General features: G+C 40.8%; 11 protein-coding genes and 1 pseudogene. 4 read left to right on the plus strand and 8 right to left on the minus strand.

Going from position 1 to position 16,625, the window contains the following annotated elements:
- Positions 1 to 66: 66 nt before the first annotated feature.
- Entirely contained in the window at positions 67 to 1,554 is a 1,488-nt protein-coding gene (gene thrC / locus CTY48_RS09640) for a threonine synthase (protein WP_099470119.1), read from the minus strand.
- 207 nt (positions 1,555 to 1,761) lie between these two features.
- Complete coding sequence (locus CTY48_RS19880; RefSeq protein WP_236354870.1) at positions 1,762 to 2,535, minus strand: cell wall hydrolase; 774 nt, start codon at positions 2,533 to 2,535, stop codon at positions 1,762 to 1,764.
- Between the two features lie 369 nt (positions 2,536 to 2,904).
- Here CTY48_RS19880 and CTY48_RS09650 point away from each other — a divergent pair, with 369 nt between their 5' ends.
- Positions 2,905 to 3,714, plus strand: coding sequence for a hypothetical protein (locus CTY48_RS09650; RefSeq protein ID WP_099468291.1), 810 nt, complete (start codon positions 2,905 to 2,907; stop codon positions 3,712 to 3,714).
- Here CTY48_RS09650 and CTY48_RS09655 read toward each other — a convergent pair.
- The 3 genes and pseudogenes from CTY48_RS09655 to CTY48_RS09665 all read right to left on the minus strand — a co-directional run bounded on the left by CTY48_RS09655 (position 3,682) and on the right by CTY48_RS09665 (position 8,687).
- The gene (locus CTY48_RS09655; protein WP_099468292.1) at positions 3,682 to 4,476 is read right to left on the minus strand and encodes a carbon-nitrogen family hydrolase; all 795 of its coding nucleotides are present in this window, start codon (positions 4,474 to 4,476) and stop codon (positions 3,682 to 3,684) included. The two genes, CTY48_RS09650 and CTY48_RS09655, sit on opposite strands and share 33 nt — an antisense overlap.
- Before the next feature lie 227 nt (positions 4,477 to 4,703).
- Entirely contained in the window at positions 4,704 to 6,485 is a 1,782-nt protein-coding gene (locus CTY48_RS09660) for an aminopeptidase P family protein (RefSeq protein ID WP_099468293.1), read from the minus strand.
- Between the two features lie 112 nt (positions 6,486 to 6,597).
- A pseudogene (locus CTY48_RS09665) lies at positions 6,598 to 8,687 on the minus strand (elongation factor G).
- A 260-nt stretch (positions 8,688 to 8,947) separates the two neighbouring features.
- Between CTY48_RS09665 and aroF the strand changes: the two are divergent.
- Genes aroF through aroA form a run of 3 tightly spaced genes read left to right on the plus strand, consistent with a single transcriptional unit; the run spans position 8,948 to position 12,355 of the window.
- Positions 8,948 to 9,961, plus strand: coding sequence for a 3-deoxy-7-phosphoheptulonate synthase (gene aroF, locus CTY48_RS09670; RefSeq protein ID WP_099468294.1), 1,014 nt, complete (start codon positions 8,948 to 8,950; stop codon positions 9,959 to 9,961).
- The gene (locus CTY48_RS09675) at positions 9,961 to 11,058 is read left to right on the plus strand and encodes a prephenate dehydrogenase (protein ID WP_099468295.1); all 1,098 of its coding nucleotides are present in this window, start codon (positions 9,961 to 9,963) and stop codon (positions 11,056 to 11,058) included. Before aroF ends, CTY48_RS09675 begins: the two co-directional genes overlap by 1 nt.
- A 19-nt stretch (positions 11,059 to 11,077) precedes the next feature.
- Positions 11,078 to 12,355, plus strand: a complete 1,278-nt coding sequence (gene aroA / locus CTY48_RS09680) for a 3-phosphoshikimate 1-carboxyvinyltransferase (protein WP_099468296.1) — start codon at positions 11,078 to 11,080, stop codon at positions 12,353 to 12,355.
- Between the two features lie 93 nt (positions 12,356 to 12,448).
- Here aroA and CTY48_RS09685 read toward each other — a convergent pair whose 3' ends face one another.
- The 3 genes from CTY48_RS09685 to pheT form a co-directional block, all read right to left on the minus strand.
- Positions 12,449 to 12,790, minus strand: coding sequence for a PilZ domain-containing protein (locus tag CTY48_RS09685; RefSeq protein ID WP_099468297.1), 342 nt, complete (start codon positions 12,788 to 12,790; stop codon positions 12,449 to 12,451).
- A gap of 17 nt (positions 12,791 to 12,807) precedes the next feature.
- Complete coding sequence (queA, locus tag CTY48_RS09690) at positions 12,808 to 13,833, minus strand: tRNA preQ1(34) S-adenosylmethionine ribosyltransferase-isomerase QueA (protein WP_099468298.1); 1,026 nt, start codon at positions 13,831 to 13,833, stop codon at positions 12,808 to 12,810.
- Positions 13,834 to 14,201: 368 nt separating this feature from the next.
- On the minus strand, positions 14,202 to 16,625 hold the full coding sequence (pheT, locus tag CTY48_RS09695; protein ID WP_099468299.1) for a phenylalanine--tRNA ligase subunit beta: 2,424 nt from the start codon (positions 16,623 to 16,625) through the stop codon (positions 14,202 to 14,204).

Here is a 16,625-nt window from a genome sequence, read left to right on the forward strand (position 1 = left end):
GGAGGGGAAGTAGTTGCTCCGCAAACCGCTCGGGCAAAAAGTGTGAGCTTTGCTCACACTTTCTTGTTACATATTTAAAAACTTCTTTACTACACTCTGCATCTCATTTACTTCACACACTGTGTCATGCAGAATCTGAGCGCTTCTGATATCCTCAATTGCCTGTGGTACTTCCACTCCGGATATTTTGCTTAATTCATCTACGAGTTCAAAGTCGGACATAGAATCATATTCTGGATCAATCGCACACATAACACTTCTTGTAAACTTATAAGGGCTTGCAGTGGATGCCACCAATGACTTGGTCTTATCCTTTGTCTGCATCTTATATTTCATATAAACGCCTGCCGCAACAGCCGTATGCGTATCAATCACATAATTAGTATCTTCATAAATCTTACTGATTACTTGTGCAGTTTCCTCCTCAGTTGCATAATTTCCGTAGAAGTCAGCAAGCTGAGCTTTCATCTCTGCAGTAATCTCATAGTTACCAGTCTTGCTTAAAGAGGACATCAGTTCCTGATTCTTCACAGAATCACTTCCTGCGATTTTATAAATCAATCTCTCTAAGTTACTGGAAATCAAAATATCCATTGACGGTGATGATGTCAGGATAAACTCTCTGTTTCGGTTATATTCTCCTGTTGCAAAGAAATCATATAACACTTTATTATCGTTGGAGGCACAAATCAGCTTCTCAATCGGCAAGCCCATATTTTTTGCATAATAAGCTGCCAAGATATTGCCGAAATTACCGGTAGGCACTACTACGTTAATCTTCTCTCCGTCACAGATTTCTTCGTTTGCCAGCAATCTGGAATAAGCATAAACATAATAAACAACCTGAGGAATCAAACGTCCGATGTTAATTGAATTGGCAGAAGAAAACTGGTATCCCGCTTTCTCCATCTCTTTTTCCAATTCCTTATCACCAAACATGGTTTTTACACCTGTCTGCGCATCATCGAAATTACCGTTAATTCCAACTACAAAGGTGTTGTCACCCTTCTGTGTTACCATCTGCTTTTCCTGAATCGGGCTTACGCCATCCTTCGGATAGAAAACAATTATCTTTGTGCCCGGCACGTCTGCAAAGCCTGCCAAAGCAGCCTTTCCGGTGTCTCCTGATGTTGCGGTTAAAATAATAATTTCATTCTTAACCTGGTTCTTCTTCGCTGAAGTTGTCAATAAATGAGGAAGGATTGATAATGCCATATCTTTAAATGCAATCGTGGCACCATGGAATAACTCTAAAAAGTATGCACCGTCGGCCTTTACGATCGGAGCAATTTCCTCTGTATCAAATTTGGCATCATATGCCTTATCAATACATGACTTTAACTCTTCTTCTGTAAAGTCAGTAAAAAATAGTCTCATGACTTCATATGCAACCTGCTGATATGTCATTTCTGACAAGTCGCTCATGTTTGTCTCTAGCTTTGGAATACTGGTCGGTACAAATAGTCCACCGTCATCCGCAAGCCCCTTCAAGATTGCCTGTGAAGCTGTTACTGTTTCCTTTTCACTTCTGGTACTTTTGTAAAGTAAATCCATTTTTATCATTCCTTTTCTCTAATCTTTTACAGTTGAATCTACGTGCCAAAAGATACTTTTGACACTTTGATTCACATGGCTAAATATGCCTACTGCAAAAAATTATAACATACCTGCGTTTACACTACAAGTTAATTTTAAGTATATTCCCATATTTCTAAAAAGTGTGAGCTTTTCTTTCACTCCCACTTAGGTTTTCCTAAAACTTTACTTAACCGTGTAAAACTCATGACCGCCGTATACAAACAGCCATTTCAAATTGGTATCAAACCAACTCATATTGGTTGGGTCCGCTTTGTCGCGGGCAGAGAAAAATAAGGCTCCCTGTGAATAATCCACACCTGCTACTATACTATCTACCGCTTCTTTCGTCTCCTCCGAGATGGTAACACTCTCGTATCTTCCATCTGCTGTTGGTGAAAATTGCACATGCCCACCCTCTTTTTGGAATACCACTTCCCTAACGGTATTCGGAAACCCCTCACTCTTTACCCGGTTCAAAATCACATTTCCAACTAATATCTTTCCTTTTAAGTCTTCTCCGGTCGCTTCCGCCTCAACAATTCGCAATAAACAATCGTAATCTTGGCTGGATAACTCTATTTTGGGCATTGTCACACTCGTGTCTTTCGCAACTTCTTCCTCGGTCTCTTCGTAGGACTTAACTGGAGTAATCAAGTTTTGGTCCTTCGAGTATTCTTCCGAATCGCCTAATGCTACTAACACATTTTCAATTCCGGCTTGTATTTTTGCTTCGGTATCAATTTCTTCGTCATCAGTACTGTCTTCCGATGATGTCAATACACTTCTTGAAGTTGTAGTATTGTTCTTGCCTCCACCGCCAAACGAATTTGAATTAAATGCCAGCACTGCAACAGCTACAGTTCCTACCATCACAATCGCACAGCTCCTGTAATTCTTCTTCGTAAGCTTCGTAAGCATCTCATACACACCTTGAAGAAATGAATGTAATCCTAGCATACATACTCCTCTTTTCATAATTTTTAAAATTTCAATGTCCGAACATGATTAGCATTATATAAAAAACAAATTTTTGTGTCAATAACAAATAATCATGTTTGGTACTTATTCAAGTTTCTAATTTTTAATTTTTAATTTTAACAGTGATAATAGATAAATTTTGTTTTTCAATTTTGGATAATTTATCCAAAAATTACCTAAAACTATTTTTTCAAATATTAAATAGTTATTAACTATTTTTTACATATCGCTTAATATCTATACAATAAAATCTCAAATTTTATAATTTTGAGTAAAAAATAGGTTTAATCTACTTGTATATGTTATAATATGTTGCAGAATAATTCGTATCAAAACCATGGAGGGCTTATGAGTACATTACAGGGTGTTTACACCGCATATAAAAAAAACGGTACAAAATATTTCCGTTCATCCATTACTTATAAAAACAAGCACGTGAGCCTTGGCAGTTACGATTCGGAAGCAGATGCACATAAGGCTTATCTCGAGGCAGCGGACCTTTTGTCAGACAATACCTTAACCATTCTTGCCTATTCTTTAACAAAAAATACACTTTCTTTTGAAAAGTGGATTATTTTAGTAAATTTTAGGGATAATCACATTTATATCAAAAATCCAATTTATTTGCATAAAAAATATTTTTCTTACTATTTAAACATAAATCTAGAATTAAAATTTGATATCGACGATTTGTTTTATTATTCCAGCCATAAGATTATGAAACGCCAAGGGCATCTGTTTGTGGCGGATTATGGGATGCAAGTGAACATATTGTCCAGATATGGAATTAAGAATTATGGTGTTGTCGGAAAAGACTATCTGTTCTCCAACAACGACCCGACAGATTACCGTTATGAAAATATTATTATTATAAATAAATATCATGGCGTAGAGCAAATACGCAAAAAAAATAATACAGTGTATCAAGCAAAGATACATATCAACGGAAATTTTATTGCAGGCTATTATAATGATGAGATTACCGCAGCCATCGCCTATAACAAAGCGGTCGACATATTAAAAAAAGCTGGCTTGGAAAAAAATTACCAAACCAACTATTGTTCTGAAATTTCTTCAAAGGAATATGCCGATATTTATCAGCAAATTAAAATATCAAAAAAAATTTTAAACTGGAGATTGGAAGAACCTACCGTATAGTTCTTCCCTCCGGTCTTTTTTTAACTTAAAATGGCGGCGGTACTCTTCTGCCACTGCCTGATCTATTTCAGCGCTGATGATTCCTTCCTCATTGCCAAGCTCTGCCAGAACCTCGCCATAAGGACTGATAATCAAAGAATCACCGCTGTATTCAACACCATTTCCCTGACCGACGCGGTTTACACCTGCTATATAACACTGGTTTTCAATTGCCCTTGCTTTTAAGAGAGCAAGCCAGTGAGCGCGCCTTTCCTTTGGCCAGTTCGCCGCAACGGTTATGAGCTGCGCCGTCTTGGATGCCTGCTGAAAAATTTCAGGAAATCTCAAATCGTAACAGATAAAGGGGGCAGTCATCATATTTTCTATTGTAGCATATTGAATTTCTTCACCACCAACATAATAGAGACTTTCCTCGCCATAGGAGAACGGATGTATCTTTGCATAATCCGCAATCACTTTGCCTGACGGATCAATGACAGCAAAACGGTTTAATGAATTGTTCTCTCGTTTTTCCACATAGCCGATGCCAAGATACAGCTTATATTTTCTGCTGAAAGAGGAGAATTGTTCTATCGTTGTTTTCTTTGCAGACATTTCTCCTATTTTATCCGTATTCATGGAAAAGCCTGTAAAGCTCATTTCAGGAAACAGCAAGTACTCAATACCACTTGCAGCGGCTTCCTTTATAAACAGTTCCGCTTTGTTATAGTTTGCCTCTTTATTTTCCCATATGATATCCGTCTGCGCCAGTCCGATTTTCATCCTTCTCCTCCTCTCTGCTTTATTGTTTGTTTTTTGACAAACTTTTTGCTTTCATGTAAATTTTCCTTTACAATCATTATATTTTTATTATTTTTTTATAATGTTTTTATAATATTTTTATTATTTTTTGTGTTTCTTCTATATTAATATATAAATTAATATAGAAAAATATTTTACTGACTTTTTTGTGTTTCTTCTATTAATAATAGGCATCACACTCTATTTTTTTATATTTCTCTTGTATATTCTTTCAGCCACTCTGCTTCCTCTGTTGTCATAAATGGAGCCAGCTTCTCAAACACTTCCTTATGATAATCATTTAACATTCTTTTTTCCTTCACGGACAAAAGGGACGGCTCAATTGCATCCAAATCAATCGGAGCAAAGGTAATGTTTTCAAAATACATAAACTGTCCATGCTCATTCTTTGTTCCTTTTTGGCAGAGCAATTCATTTTCAATACGGATTCCATGGCTTCCTTCTATATAAATACCAGGTTCATCCGTTGTAATCATACCTTCCTCCAAGACGCAGTTCATCTCATTATTTTTCAAAAGCTTCGGTCTGAAACCGTTTGGTCCCTCATGGACATTTAAAATATGCCCTACACCATGTCCGGTGCCGCATTTATAGTCAATATCAAGCTCCCAAATCGGGGCTCTCGCCAATACATCCAGATTAACGCCTCTGCTTCCGTACAAAAATTTTGCGTTCATCAGACTCAGCATTCCTGCCACCACAGCCGTAAAATGCTTTTTCTGCTCCTCAGCCACTTCACCTAGCGCCAGTGTTCTTGTGATATCCGTTGTTCCCTCAAAGTACTGTCCGCCGGAATCCACAAGCAGCAATCCTTCCGGTTTTAATTTGGCATTGTGGTCCTTGGTTGCAGAGTAATGCATCATTGCTGCATTTTCCTTATAAGCACATATCGTATCAAAGCTTAGCTCGATAAAGTTTTCCAGTTCCCTTCTTCTTTCATGTAAGTAATCACTTGCACTTATCTCGGTGATTTCCTGATTTTTAACATTATTTTTCACCCAGTACATAAACTTGGTAACGGCTGCCCCGTCCTTGATGTGCGCCATTTTCGTGTTTGCAATCTCAACCGGGTTTTTAATCGCCTTTAAAAGAGTTGTCGGGTTTGCCTCATTGACAATCTCCGCCTCAATAAGCTTTACAATGGAGTAGTTAGTCTTCGCCTTGTCAAGGAGAATCCTCTCATCCTTTCCAATCATCTTCACAAACTCATAAATGCTGTTATATGGCATTACAATAATATTGTTCTTGGCAAGCTCTTCTCTTATTTCATTACTTAATATTGTTTCATTTAAGAAAAGAATTGCCTCTTTCTTCGTGATAACCGCATAGGAAAGAACAACCGGATTGCACTCCACATCATTTCCTCTTATATTAAAGAGCCAAGCGATATCATCTAAGCTTGTTAGAATATGCGTACTGGTATTCGTTTTCTCTAACTTTTCTCTTACCTTTTTGATTTTATCCGCTGTGGACATTCCGCTGTGTTTTTCTTCTATTAAAAAAGCATTTTCGTGGGAAAGCTCTGGTCTGTCATTCCAAATTTCGTCAACCAAATCATCCTCAAATGCCAAGGATGCTCCCTTGCTGCTTGTCAGTGCCTCCAGCTCTTCTCCTCTTTCACCTGATATCACACGTCCGTCAAAGCCCAGAACCTTCCCTTCACTGAGACGAGTCTGAATAAACTCGCTGACAGTCGGTACATTCTCTTCTCCCATCCGGTATAAGGTAACGGAGGAGCCTTTTAGTTCCTGCTCTGCCTGTATAAAATATCTGCCGTCTGTCCACAGCCCTGCTTCATCCATTGTCACGACCAATGTTCCTGCCGAACCGGTAAAACCAGCCAAAAAGCTTCTGCATTTAAAATATTCTCCAGTGTATTCCGATTGATGAAAATCCGCTGTCGGAACCAGATATATATCAATTTTCTTTTCTTCCATTCTGCTTCGCAATTCATTTATTCTGTCTGTCATTCTTTTTCCTCCAAAATTTAGTTCTTATGCTATCCATTTTACACCTTGTCTTTGGATAAGTAAACAAGATATATAAAGTGCCTCGACGCATTCCACGCCGAGGCACTTTCCTTTATTCTTCTATCTTCGTAACCTTACTAGCTCTTGCTGCAATTTCCTTCTCCGCAATATCGGTCGGTGCCTGCTCATACCGGCTGAATTCATAGGAGTAATCTCCCCTTCCGCCTGTCATGGAGCGAAGCTCTGTTGAATATCCAAACAGCTCTGTCATCGGAACATCCGCCTCGATAAGCTGTTTTTCACCCTCTATCGGTGTCATACCAAGTACTCTGCCGCGCCGTTTGTTCAAGTCTCCCATAATATCGCCTGTGTATCTGTCTGGAACAGTTACCTTCAAGGAAACAATCGGCTCAAGCAATACCGGGGAAGCCTCCATAAATCCCTTTTTAAATGCCATCATCGTTGCCGTCTTAAATGCCATTTCAGAAGAATCGACCGGATGATAGGAACCGTCTATCAATGTTGCCTTTACGCCGACAACCGGATAAGCAGCTAAAGGCCCTTTCAAAACGCTCTCCTGAACCCCTTTCTCCACTGCCGGGAAAAAGTTCCTTGGAACCGCTCCGCCAAATACCTTCTCCTCAAACTCGTAAGGCTTCTCCATATTGTTGGACGGCTCAAAAGTCATTTTAACATCGCCGTACTGTCCGTGTCCGCCTGACTGCTTTTTATATTTGCCCTGTACCTCCGCTTTCTTTTTAATGGTCTCGCGGAATGCAACCTTTGGTTTCGTCAGTTCAATTTCCACTTTATATTTGCCAAGGAGCTTACTTACAATAATCTCTAAATGCTGTTCACCCATACCATACAAAAGCGCCTGGCGATTTTCTACGTCACTGACTACCTTTACCGTCTGATCCTCATCCATAATTTTGGCAAGTGCCTGAGCAACCTTATCCTCATCCCCTTTTGTTTTCGCTTTATACCGCATATAAGTATATGGAATCGGAAGCTGTAGTTTTTCATATACAATCGGCTCTGCCTTTGTGGACAGGGTATCTCCGGTCTTTGCATCGGTTAATTTCGCGATTGCTCCGATATCTCCCGCATACAGCTCGTTCACCTCAATCGGCGTCTTTCCCTGAAGGATATACAGCTTGGAGAGTTTCTCCTCCACGTCCCTTTCGCTGTTGTAAATAACCGCGTCGCTCTTTAATACCCCTGAGCAAACCTTTACAAGCGAATATTTTCCGATAAACGGATCTGCAATCGTCTTGAATATAAGTGCGGAAAACGGCTTTTTGTTATCATAGTTTGCCTCAAATATATTATTTGTCTTCGTATTCTTTCCGGCTTTTTTCACCTTATCCGGACTTGGAAAATACTTGACAATATCATTCAACAAATTATAAACTCCGCGAATCTCAGAGTTGGATCCCATTGCAACAGGAATTACGGTTCCGTCCATTACGTTTTCCCCAAGTGCCTGACGAACCTCTTCGTCACTGAACTCATCCCCGTTAAAATAACGTTCCATATATTCTTCGCTTGTCTCCGCCACTGCCTCCAATAATTTCTCTCTGTACCCCTCAAAATACTCTGTTAAATAGTCAGGGATCTCACAATCGATTTTGTCAGACAATCCATTAAATTTTCTGCCGCCCTGCTTTACAATGTTTACATATCCCACCAGTTTTTCATTTTCTCGAATCGGCATAAAAAACGGTGCAATCTTTTTCCATACAAATTCGTCAAATCATCCACTACCTGCCGAAAGCTCGCATTGTCATCATCCATGTTGGCAACAAAGAACATTCTGGGAAGATTATATTTCTCACAGATTTCCCATGCCTTCTCCGTTCCGACCGCCACTCCGGATTTACCCGAAACTACAATAATAGCCGCATCAGCCGCCTGAGCAGCCTCTTCTACTTCACCTACAAAATCAAAATAACCAGGAGTATCCAAAACATTGATCTTACAATCATCCCACGGTATCGGCACAATGGAAGTGTTGATGGAAATTTCTCTTTTTGTCTCTTCTTTGTCAAAATCACTGAGTGTATTTCCTTCACTTACGTTGCCAATGCGCTTGGTAAGACCTGCTAAATGAGCCATGGCTTCGACTAATGACGTCTTGCCACAGCCACCGTGCCCTAAAAGAACTACATTACGAATCTGTTCGGTCTTGTAAACGTTCATATAAATTCCTCCTATTCAATTAGTTAATGCTTGACACAATTAAAATTGTGCGGTAGGTTAAAAGTGACATTATTACGTTTGTACATATTTTACTATTTTTTTTCGTTTTTTACAAGTTTATTATGCAAATTCAGCAATAAATTCTAATTAGTTTGAAAATTTCACTTTAAAGCGTTACACTTTAAAGTAATACAGTATTGACATTCCTCTTCAACTGGTTTACACTATATAAAATATATGAAATGAATGAGGAATTAGACATGATTATTGTAATGAAACCAAATGCACAGCAAAGCTCTATTGAAAATGTAATCCGAATTGTCGAGGGAAAGGGGCTGGAAACACATCTCTCCACCGGTAAGGAGGTTACAATTATCGGTGTTGTCGGCGATAAAAGCAAGCTTGAGACAGATAACCTTGAAATCGCACCCGATGTAGATAAAATTGTTCCGGTAACGGAAAGCTATAAATTATCAAACAAGAAGTTTCATCCGGAACCTTCCATCGTCAAAGTAGGCAATACACAAATCGGCGGCGGCACCTTGACCATTATGGCTGGTCCTTGCGCGGTTGAGACGGAGGCACAGCTTTTATCTATCGCTCATGCCGTGAAGGCGGCAGGCGCTACCATTGTAAGAGGCGGTGCTTACAAGCCAAGAACTTCCCCTTACTCTTTCCAGGGACTTGAGGAGGAAGGCCTTCGCTACATGCAAAAGGCGAGAGAAGAAACCGGTCTTGCCACCATATGTGAGGTTACAAGCCTTGACGCTATCAATGCCGCTGTGAAGTATGTTGATATGATACAAATCGGCGCAAGAAATATGCAAAACTTCCACCTGTTAAAAGAAGCAGGCAAATCAGGACTTCCTGTTTTATTAAAGCGCGGTCTTGCCGCTACGATTGAGGAATGGCTCAATGCTGCGGAATACATTATCGCAGAAGGAAATCCAAACGTTGTATTGTGTGAAAGAGGTATCCGTACATTTGAAACCGCTACAAGAAATACATTGGACATCAGTGCTGTTCCGGTTATGAAAGAAAAATCTCATCTTCCGATTATTGTAGACCCAAGCCATGCAACCGGCGTGCGCGCTTATGTGAAGCCTCTTGCAAAATGTGCAGTCGCAGTCGGCGCAGACGGACTTATGATCGAAGTACATAACGACCCTGCAAAAGCACTTTCTGACGGTCCTCAGTCTCTTACCTTTGAACAGTTTCAGCAATTGTCAGATGAGATTCGTCCGTACGCGACACTGGTAGGGAGGAAATTTTAATGAATGATTCACAGGTTGGCTTTATTGGCCTTGGCCTTATAGGAGGCTCCATTGCCAAAGCTATAAAAGCCAAGTATCCAAACAGCAAAATTACAGCCTATGATATTAATGTTCATGCGTTGCAGACAGCACAGGAGGACGGCATTGTTGATAATGCCGTTTCTTCCGTAGAGGAAAACTTTTCCGACTGCGATATCATTTTTTTGTGTACGCCGGTGTCCTATAATGTCACTTATTTAGCTTCCTTGAAGGGACAGCTAAAAAGCACCTGCATTTTAACCGATGTGGGCAGCGTAAAAACCGATATCCATGAAAAAATCATACAATTTAATCTGGAGGAAAGCTTTATCGGCGGTCACCCGATGGCAGGCTCAGAGAAAACAGGCTACGAAAACTCTGTCGCCCACCTGATTGAAAATGCCTATTATGTGCTAACCCCCTCCTCAAAGGTAGATAGCAAGAAGGTTGACTTTTTCACGAATTTTGTGAAAAACCTCGGTTCCCTCCCTATCATTCTTAATTATAAGGAGCATGACTATGTGACTGCGGCAATCAGCCATCTGCCTCATATCATTGCTTCAAGCCTAGTCAATCTCGTGGAAAAACGTGATTCCGAGGAACAGATTATGAAAAATATTGCGGCAGGAGGTTTTAAGGATATCACCCGTATTGCTTCCTCATCTCCTATCATGTGGCAGCAAATCTGCCTCACAAACAGAGAAAATATCTCCGCTCTTTTAAATGACTATATCAAAGAATTAAGTCAGGTAAAAGCTTTGGTGGATTCCTCTCTTGAACAGGAGCTCTACGATATGTTTGACAATGCCAGAGAATACCGCAATTCTATCACAGACTCTTCTCTTGGACCAATTAAGAAGCTATATGAGCTATATTGTGATATAATAGATGAAGCTGGCGGAATTGCCACAATTGCGACGATACTTGCAAACAATCATATCAGTATTAAAAATATCGGTATTATCCATAATCGCGAATTTGTGGAAGGCGCTTTAAGAATTGAGTTTTATGACGAGGATTCTTCCAAGCGTGCTGTCGCTCTGCTAAAAAAATATCGCTACACCGTTTACGAGCGGTAACAGAAAGGATACTTTTGAGATGAATTTAACAAAAGCTTCGAAATTAACCGGTGAGATCACCGTTCCGGGAGACAAATCAATTTCCCATCGCACCATTATGCTCGGTGCCTTAGCAAAAGGGACAACGCAGGTCAAAGGCTTCCTGCAAGGTGCAGATTGCCTTTCCACCATTGACTGCTTCGGCAAAATGGGAATTGACATTGAAAATAAAAAAGATACTGTAATCATAAAAGGAAAAGGGCTTCATGGGCTCACCAAACCAAATGGCATACTGGATGTCGGAAACAGCGGAACAACCGCAAGAATCATGTCCGGTATTTTGGCTGCACAGCCGTTTAAGACTGAGCTCACCGGCGATGCCTCCATTCAAAAACGTCCTATGGGCAGAATCATGGAGCCGCTCTCCCAGATGGGCGCTTCCATCACAAGCATCCATAACAACAATTGTGCTCCTCTTCACATAAACGGCTCTCCTCTTTCGGCAATCCACTACCACTCCAAGGTAGCTTCCGCTCAGGTGAAATCAGCCATTTTGCTTGCGGGACTGTTTGCAGAGGGAAAAACAAGTGTGACAGAGCCTTATGTATCAAGAAATCATACCGAAATTATGTTAAAATATTTCGGAGGCGATGTCATCACGGTTGGTACAACAGCAACCGTATCACCAAATCCTGTCCTGACCGGACAGCAGGTAACCGTTCCGGGCGACATCTCCTCTGCTGCTTATTTTATTGTAGCAGGACTTATTGTTCCAAATTCTGAAATCCTGATTAAAAACGTGGGAATCAACCCGACAAGAGACGGAATCCTCCGTGTATGTCAGGAAATGGGGGGAAACATTACCCTATTGAACAAAAACGATGCAAATGGTGAGCAGACTGCCGATATCCTTGTCAAATCAAGTGAACTGACGGGCATCGAAATCGGAGGCAGCATCATTCCTACCTTAATTGATGAAATCCCTGCTATTTCCGTGCTTGCCTGCTTTGCAAAGGGAAAAACGGTAATCAAGGATGCCGCCGAACTAAAGGTGAAGGAATCAAATCGCCTTGATGTGTGTGTCAACCACCTTTCTGCCATGAATGCAGATATCACGGCAACTGATGATGGCATGATAATCAACGGGGGACGTCCGCTCCATGGCGCTGTTCTTGACAGCAAACTGGACCACCGCATTGCAATGTCCTTTGCCATCGCCGGATTGATGGCAGACGGAACGACAACCATTCAAAACAGCGACTGCGTTACTATCTCCTATCCGAGCTTTTATGCGGATCTTGCCAGTCTGAAAAAATAAATAAAAAACCTAAAGGTACCAAGATTATCTCATAATCTTGGTACCTTTAATTCATGACAAGTGAAGCTGTTTACAGCTTCATTTTATTTTACTCTATTTTGCATTATCTTCTACGCACTGATATACATCAATACGAAATTTCTCATTTTCGGACAACCCGACAAATTCACCGCCGTAGGATACCTTGTCTTCATTTGATAAGAGTGTCTTTCTGACTATCTTAATTACAACCTGTATCACTTCTTTGGTCCAAATTTCAATTTCCGTATCATAATAGTCACCAATTATCAAACCGGACTCGGAATAAAATCCCAAACCTTCCCGTGACATATCGTGTACTTCCACATCAATCTTTTGATTATCTTCAACGTTACAGTGTCTTAACTGAATTTTGGCATTTAAAACACTTCTTTTGCACCTTCTTTTTTCTTCCATTACTTTCCCCCATTTACTTATCTGATAAACATTGCATCCCCAAAGCTAAAAAAGCGATAACGCTCCCTTACAGCAGTCTCATAGGCATTTAAAATATGTTCTTTTCCCGCCAGCGCTGAAACAAGCATCAGCAATGTGGATTCGGGTAAATGAAAATTGGTAATTAAACCATCAATCACTTTGAATTCATATCCCGGATAGATAAAGATCTCTGTCCAGCCGGAAGATGCTTTTACCAATCCGTTTTCATCCACTGCGGATTCAAGTGTTCTGCAACTCGTTGTCCCGACAGAGATTACACGGCTGCCTCGTTTTTTAGCCTCATTTATCTTATTTGCTTCCTTTTCTTCAATCAAAAAGAATTCGGAATGCATATGATGCTCTAATATATTATCTACCTTTACCGGACGAAAAGTTCCAAGTCCCACATGAAGTGTTACCCTTGCAATCTCAACGCCTTTGTCCTCAATCGCCTTCAGCAGTTCCTCTGTAAAATGCAATCCCGCAGTCGGCGCCGCCGCAGAACCTTCATTCTTTGCATACACCGTCTGGTAGCGGTTTTTATCCTTCAATTCATGGGTGATATAAGGCGGCAGGGGCATCTCTCCAAGTCTGTCTAATATTTCCTCAAAGATTCCCTCATACTCAAATCGTATCAGTCTGTTGCCTTCCTCCACGATATCAACCACCTCACCGATGAGCAAGCCATCTCCGAAGCTGATTCTCGTTCCGACCTTCGCCTTTTTACCAGGCTTAACCAATGTCTCCCATATATTGTCCGCTTTTCGCTTCAATAGCAAAACTTCAATCTTTGCCTGTGTTCCGACACGGCTTCCAATCAGTCTTGCAGGGATTACCTTCGTATCATTTATGACGATACAGTCTCCCTCGTTTAATTCATTCACAATTTCCTTAAAAATATGATGCTCGATATTTCCAGTTTCTTTATCTAAAATAAGGAGTCTTGAGCTTGATCTGTCTTCCAACGGATCTTGCGCAATCAGCTCCTCGGGTAAATCAAAATTAAAATCCGAAAGTTTCATCTCTGTCTCCTACATGTTACAAATTTAACAAATATAGTATATAAATACTACCTAACAAATATTATCACTAACTATACTATCCTATTTTTTTAATAATAACAACTATTTTTTTGAAATTTGTAGAATTTTGGAAATAGTTCGGCCATGCAGAAACGATTCTACAAAATGACCGCGAGTGCTTGCACTCTAAGGACATTTTGTAGAATCATTTCTATAGGGCGGACGCCCTACATGAATAATGTGCCACTCATGTAGTAAGATATCTGATATAGTTGTATGTCTGGCACATTATGAATGGCATGGCTGAACTGTTACACTTTTGGAAATAGCCGCCAATCCTGTTGCAGATTGACGGCCATTATACTTTTTTACTGTCTTAACTCAATTCCCAAGCTTCCAAGCTCTTTTAATATTTTATCCATGGACGCATTTACCTCTGTATCCTCCAGTGTCTTATCCTTCGCCCGGAAGGTGATGGAATAAGCAACTGATTTATATCCGTCCTTAATCTGAGAGCCCTCATAAATATCAAACAACTGATAGCTCTCCAAGATAGCTCCGCCCTTTTTATCAAGAATATCCTCAATCTGACCGACTAAAATATCCTTTTTCATAACCATACTGATATCTCTCGTCATAGAAGGATATTTTGCAATACCCTCGTATTTTCTGTCGAAGGTTGCCAATTCCACGATATAAGGCATATCAATTACCGCAAGATAAACTCTGTCCTTAATGCTGTAAGCATCGCTTACCTCAGGGTGAACCTCACCCAAATAGCCGATTACCTTACCTGCATATATCATGTCCGCCTGTCTTCCCGGATGCAGGAAAGATTTCTTGTTTGACGGGTCATATTTTACTTTTTGGTTTAAACCTACTTTTTCTAAAAACTCTTCCACAACGCCCTTCATGGTAAAGAAGTCGCCCTCTCCGTACATACCAAGCGTAAACTGCATTCTCTCCTCCGGAAGCTCAGTCACCGGGAGCTGCTTTGGAATATAAATATTGCTCATCTCATATAAGCGCACATCCTTGTTTCTTCTGTTAAAATTCGTGGACAGTGCGGTCATCATTCCGTTTACAGAAGATGTTCTCATCATACTAAAGTCCTCTCCGAGCGGATTGGTGATGACAACAGCTTCTCTCATCTTGGAATCCTCTGGCAGTAAAAGCTTTTCAAATACCTTCGGACCTTCAAACGCATAGGTCATCATCTGACTAAAGCCACAGAATTCAGCAATATTTCTAGCTACTTCCTCGATTCTCAGTTTAAAGGATACTTTTCCGGTTGTTGCCTCTCCTGTCGGAAGGGTGGTCGGAATGTTGTCATAGCCGTAAAATCTTGCCACTTCCTCCGCCAAATCAGCCATAGTAGTTACGTCCTGTCTCCATGACGGTACCATAACCTCCTTTGTGCTCTCATCATAGCCTAAATCAACATTTTTAAAATAGGTAATCATGGCAGCTTCTTCAATGTCTGTACCCAAAAGCTGATTAATCCACTTTGCATCGAAGGAAACGCGGTTTCCTTCTCTCCTTTTACCGTAAACATCAACGGTTCCGCCTACTACCTCACCTGCTCCAAGCTCAACAATAAGCTGGCACGCTCTGTCAATTGCTGTTTTTGCAGTATTTGGGTCCAAACCTTTTTCAAATTTAGTAGAGGCATCGGTTCTAAGTCCAACCTTCTTGCTGGAACGTCTGATGTTCGTTCCGTCAAAGCATGCTGCCTCAAAGAGTAATGTGCTAACATGATCGGTAATCATGGAGTTTTCGCCTCCCATGATTCCGGCAATCCCGACTGGCTTTTTGCCGTCACAAATCATAAGCACTGTCTCGTCAACCGGTCTTTCCTGTCCGTCCAGCGTAACAAACTTCTCTCCTGCCTCAGCACATTTCACAACAATTTCTTTGCCCTCAATCGTATCTAAGTCATAAGCATGCATCGGCTGTCCGTACTCCTCCATCACATAGTTTGTGATGTCCACGAGGTTGTTAATCGGTCTGATGCCGTGCGCTGCAAGTCTTCTCTGCATCCATTCCGGTGATGGACCAACTTTAATATTTTTTACCACTCTGGCACAATAGCGCTTGCAAAGGTCTGTATTCTCGACAGATACCTTGATATAGTCATTTACATCTTCCGTATTTTCCTCAACGGTAACAACAGGAAGGATAAACTTTTTCCCGAAGGTAGCCGCTGCTTCCCTTGCTACACCGATTACGCTGAAGCAATCAACACGGTTTGAGGTGATTTCATATTCAAAAACAGCATCATGCAGTCCAAGTACTTCTACCGCATCACTTCCGACTACCGCATCGTCACCGAAAATATATATCCCTTCCTCCGGTGCGTTTGAATAATATTCCTTGGAACTTCCAAGCTCCTCTATCGAACAAAGCATTCCGTTTGACTCCACGCCGCGAAGCTTGCCCTTTTTAATTTTAATCCCGTTTTCCGGCAAAGCGCCGCCGTCATGTCCGCCTGCCACTCTTCCTCCGTCCAAAACAACAGGAATTTTATCGCCTTCCTTTACATTGGACGCACCGGTTACAATCTGCACCGGCTCTGTCTTTCCCACATCTACCTGACAGATAATCAGTTTGTCTGCATCCGGATGTCTTTCAATCGTCTTAATCTGTCCAACCACAATGTTTTCAAGATTTTTGTCTAATGCCTCATAGCCTTCTATTTTAGAACCGGACAACGTCATTGCATCTGTGTATTCCTGCAAGGTCACATCCAAATCCGGTACATATTCTTTAATCCAAGATAATGCTGTAATCAT

Source organism: Konateibacter massiliensis (assembly GCF_900184995.1).
Lineage (GTDB): Bacteria > Bacillota > Clostridia > Lachnospirales > Lachnospiraceae > Lachnotalea > Lachnotalea massiliensis.

What these genes read in the sequence shown, in the direction of transcription:
- thrC (WP_099470119.1), bottom strand. Translation starts at nt 1,554, where the DNA reads ATGGATTTACTTTACAAAAGTACCAGAAGTGAAAAGGAAACAGTAACA.
- CTY48_RS19880 (WP_236354870.1), bottom strand. Translation starts at nt 2,535, where the DNA reads ATGCTAGGATTACATTCATTTCTTCAAGGTGTGTATGAGATGCTTACG.
- CTY48_RS09650 (WP_099468291.1), top strand. Translation starts at nt 2,905, where the DNA reads ATGAGTACATTACAGGGTGTTTACACCGCATATAAAAAAAACGGTACA.
- CTY48_RS09655 (WP_099468292.1), bottom strand. Translation starts at nt 4,476, where the DNA reads ATGAAAATCGGACTGGCGCAGACGGATATCATATGGGAAAATAAAGAG.
- CTY48_RS09660 (WP_099468293.1), bottom strand. Translation starts at nt 6,485, where the DNA reads ATGACAGACAGAATAAATGAATTGCGAAGCAGAATGGAAGAAAAGAAA.
- aroF (WP_099468294.1), top strand. Translation starts at nt 8,948, where the DNA reads ATGATTATTGTAATGAAACCAAATGCACAGCAAAGCTCTATTGAAAAT.
- CTY48_RS09675 (WP_099468295.1), top strand. Translation starts at nt 9,961, where the DNA reads ATGAATGATTCACAGGTTGGCTTTATTGGCCTTGGCCTTATAGGAGGC.
- aroA (WP_099468296.1), top strand. Translation starts at nt 11,078, where the DNA reads ATGAATTTAACAAAAGCTTCGAAATTAACCGGTGAGATCACCGTTCCG.
- CTY48_RS09685 (WP_099468297.1), bottom strand. Translation starts at nt 12,790, where the DNA reads ATGGAAGAAAAAAGAAGGTGCAAAAGAAGTGTTTTAAATGCCAAAATT.
- queA (WP_099468298.1), bottom strand. Translation starts at nt 13,833, where the DNA reads ATGAAACTTTCGGATTTTAATTTTGATTTACCCGAGGAGCTGATTGCG.
- pheT (WP_099468299.1), bottom strand. Translation starts at nt 16,625, where the DNA reads ATGATTACAGCATTATCTTGGATTAAAGAATATGTACCGGATTTGGAT.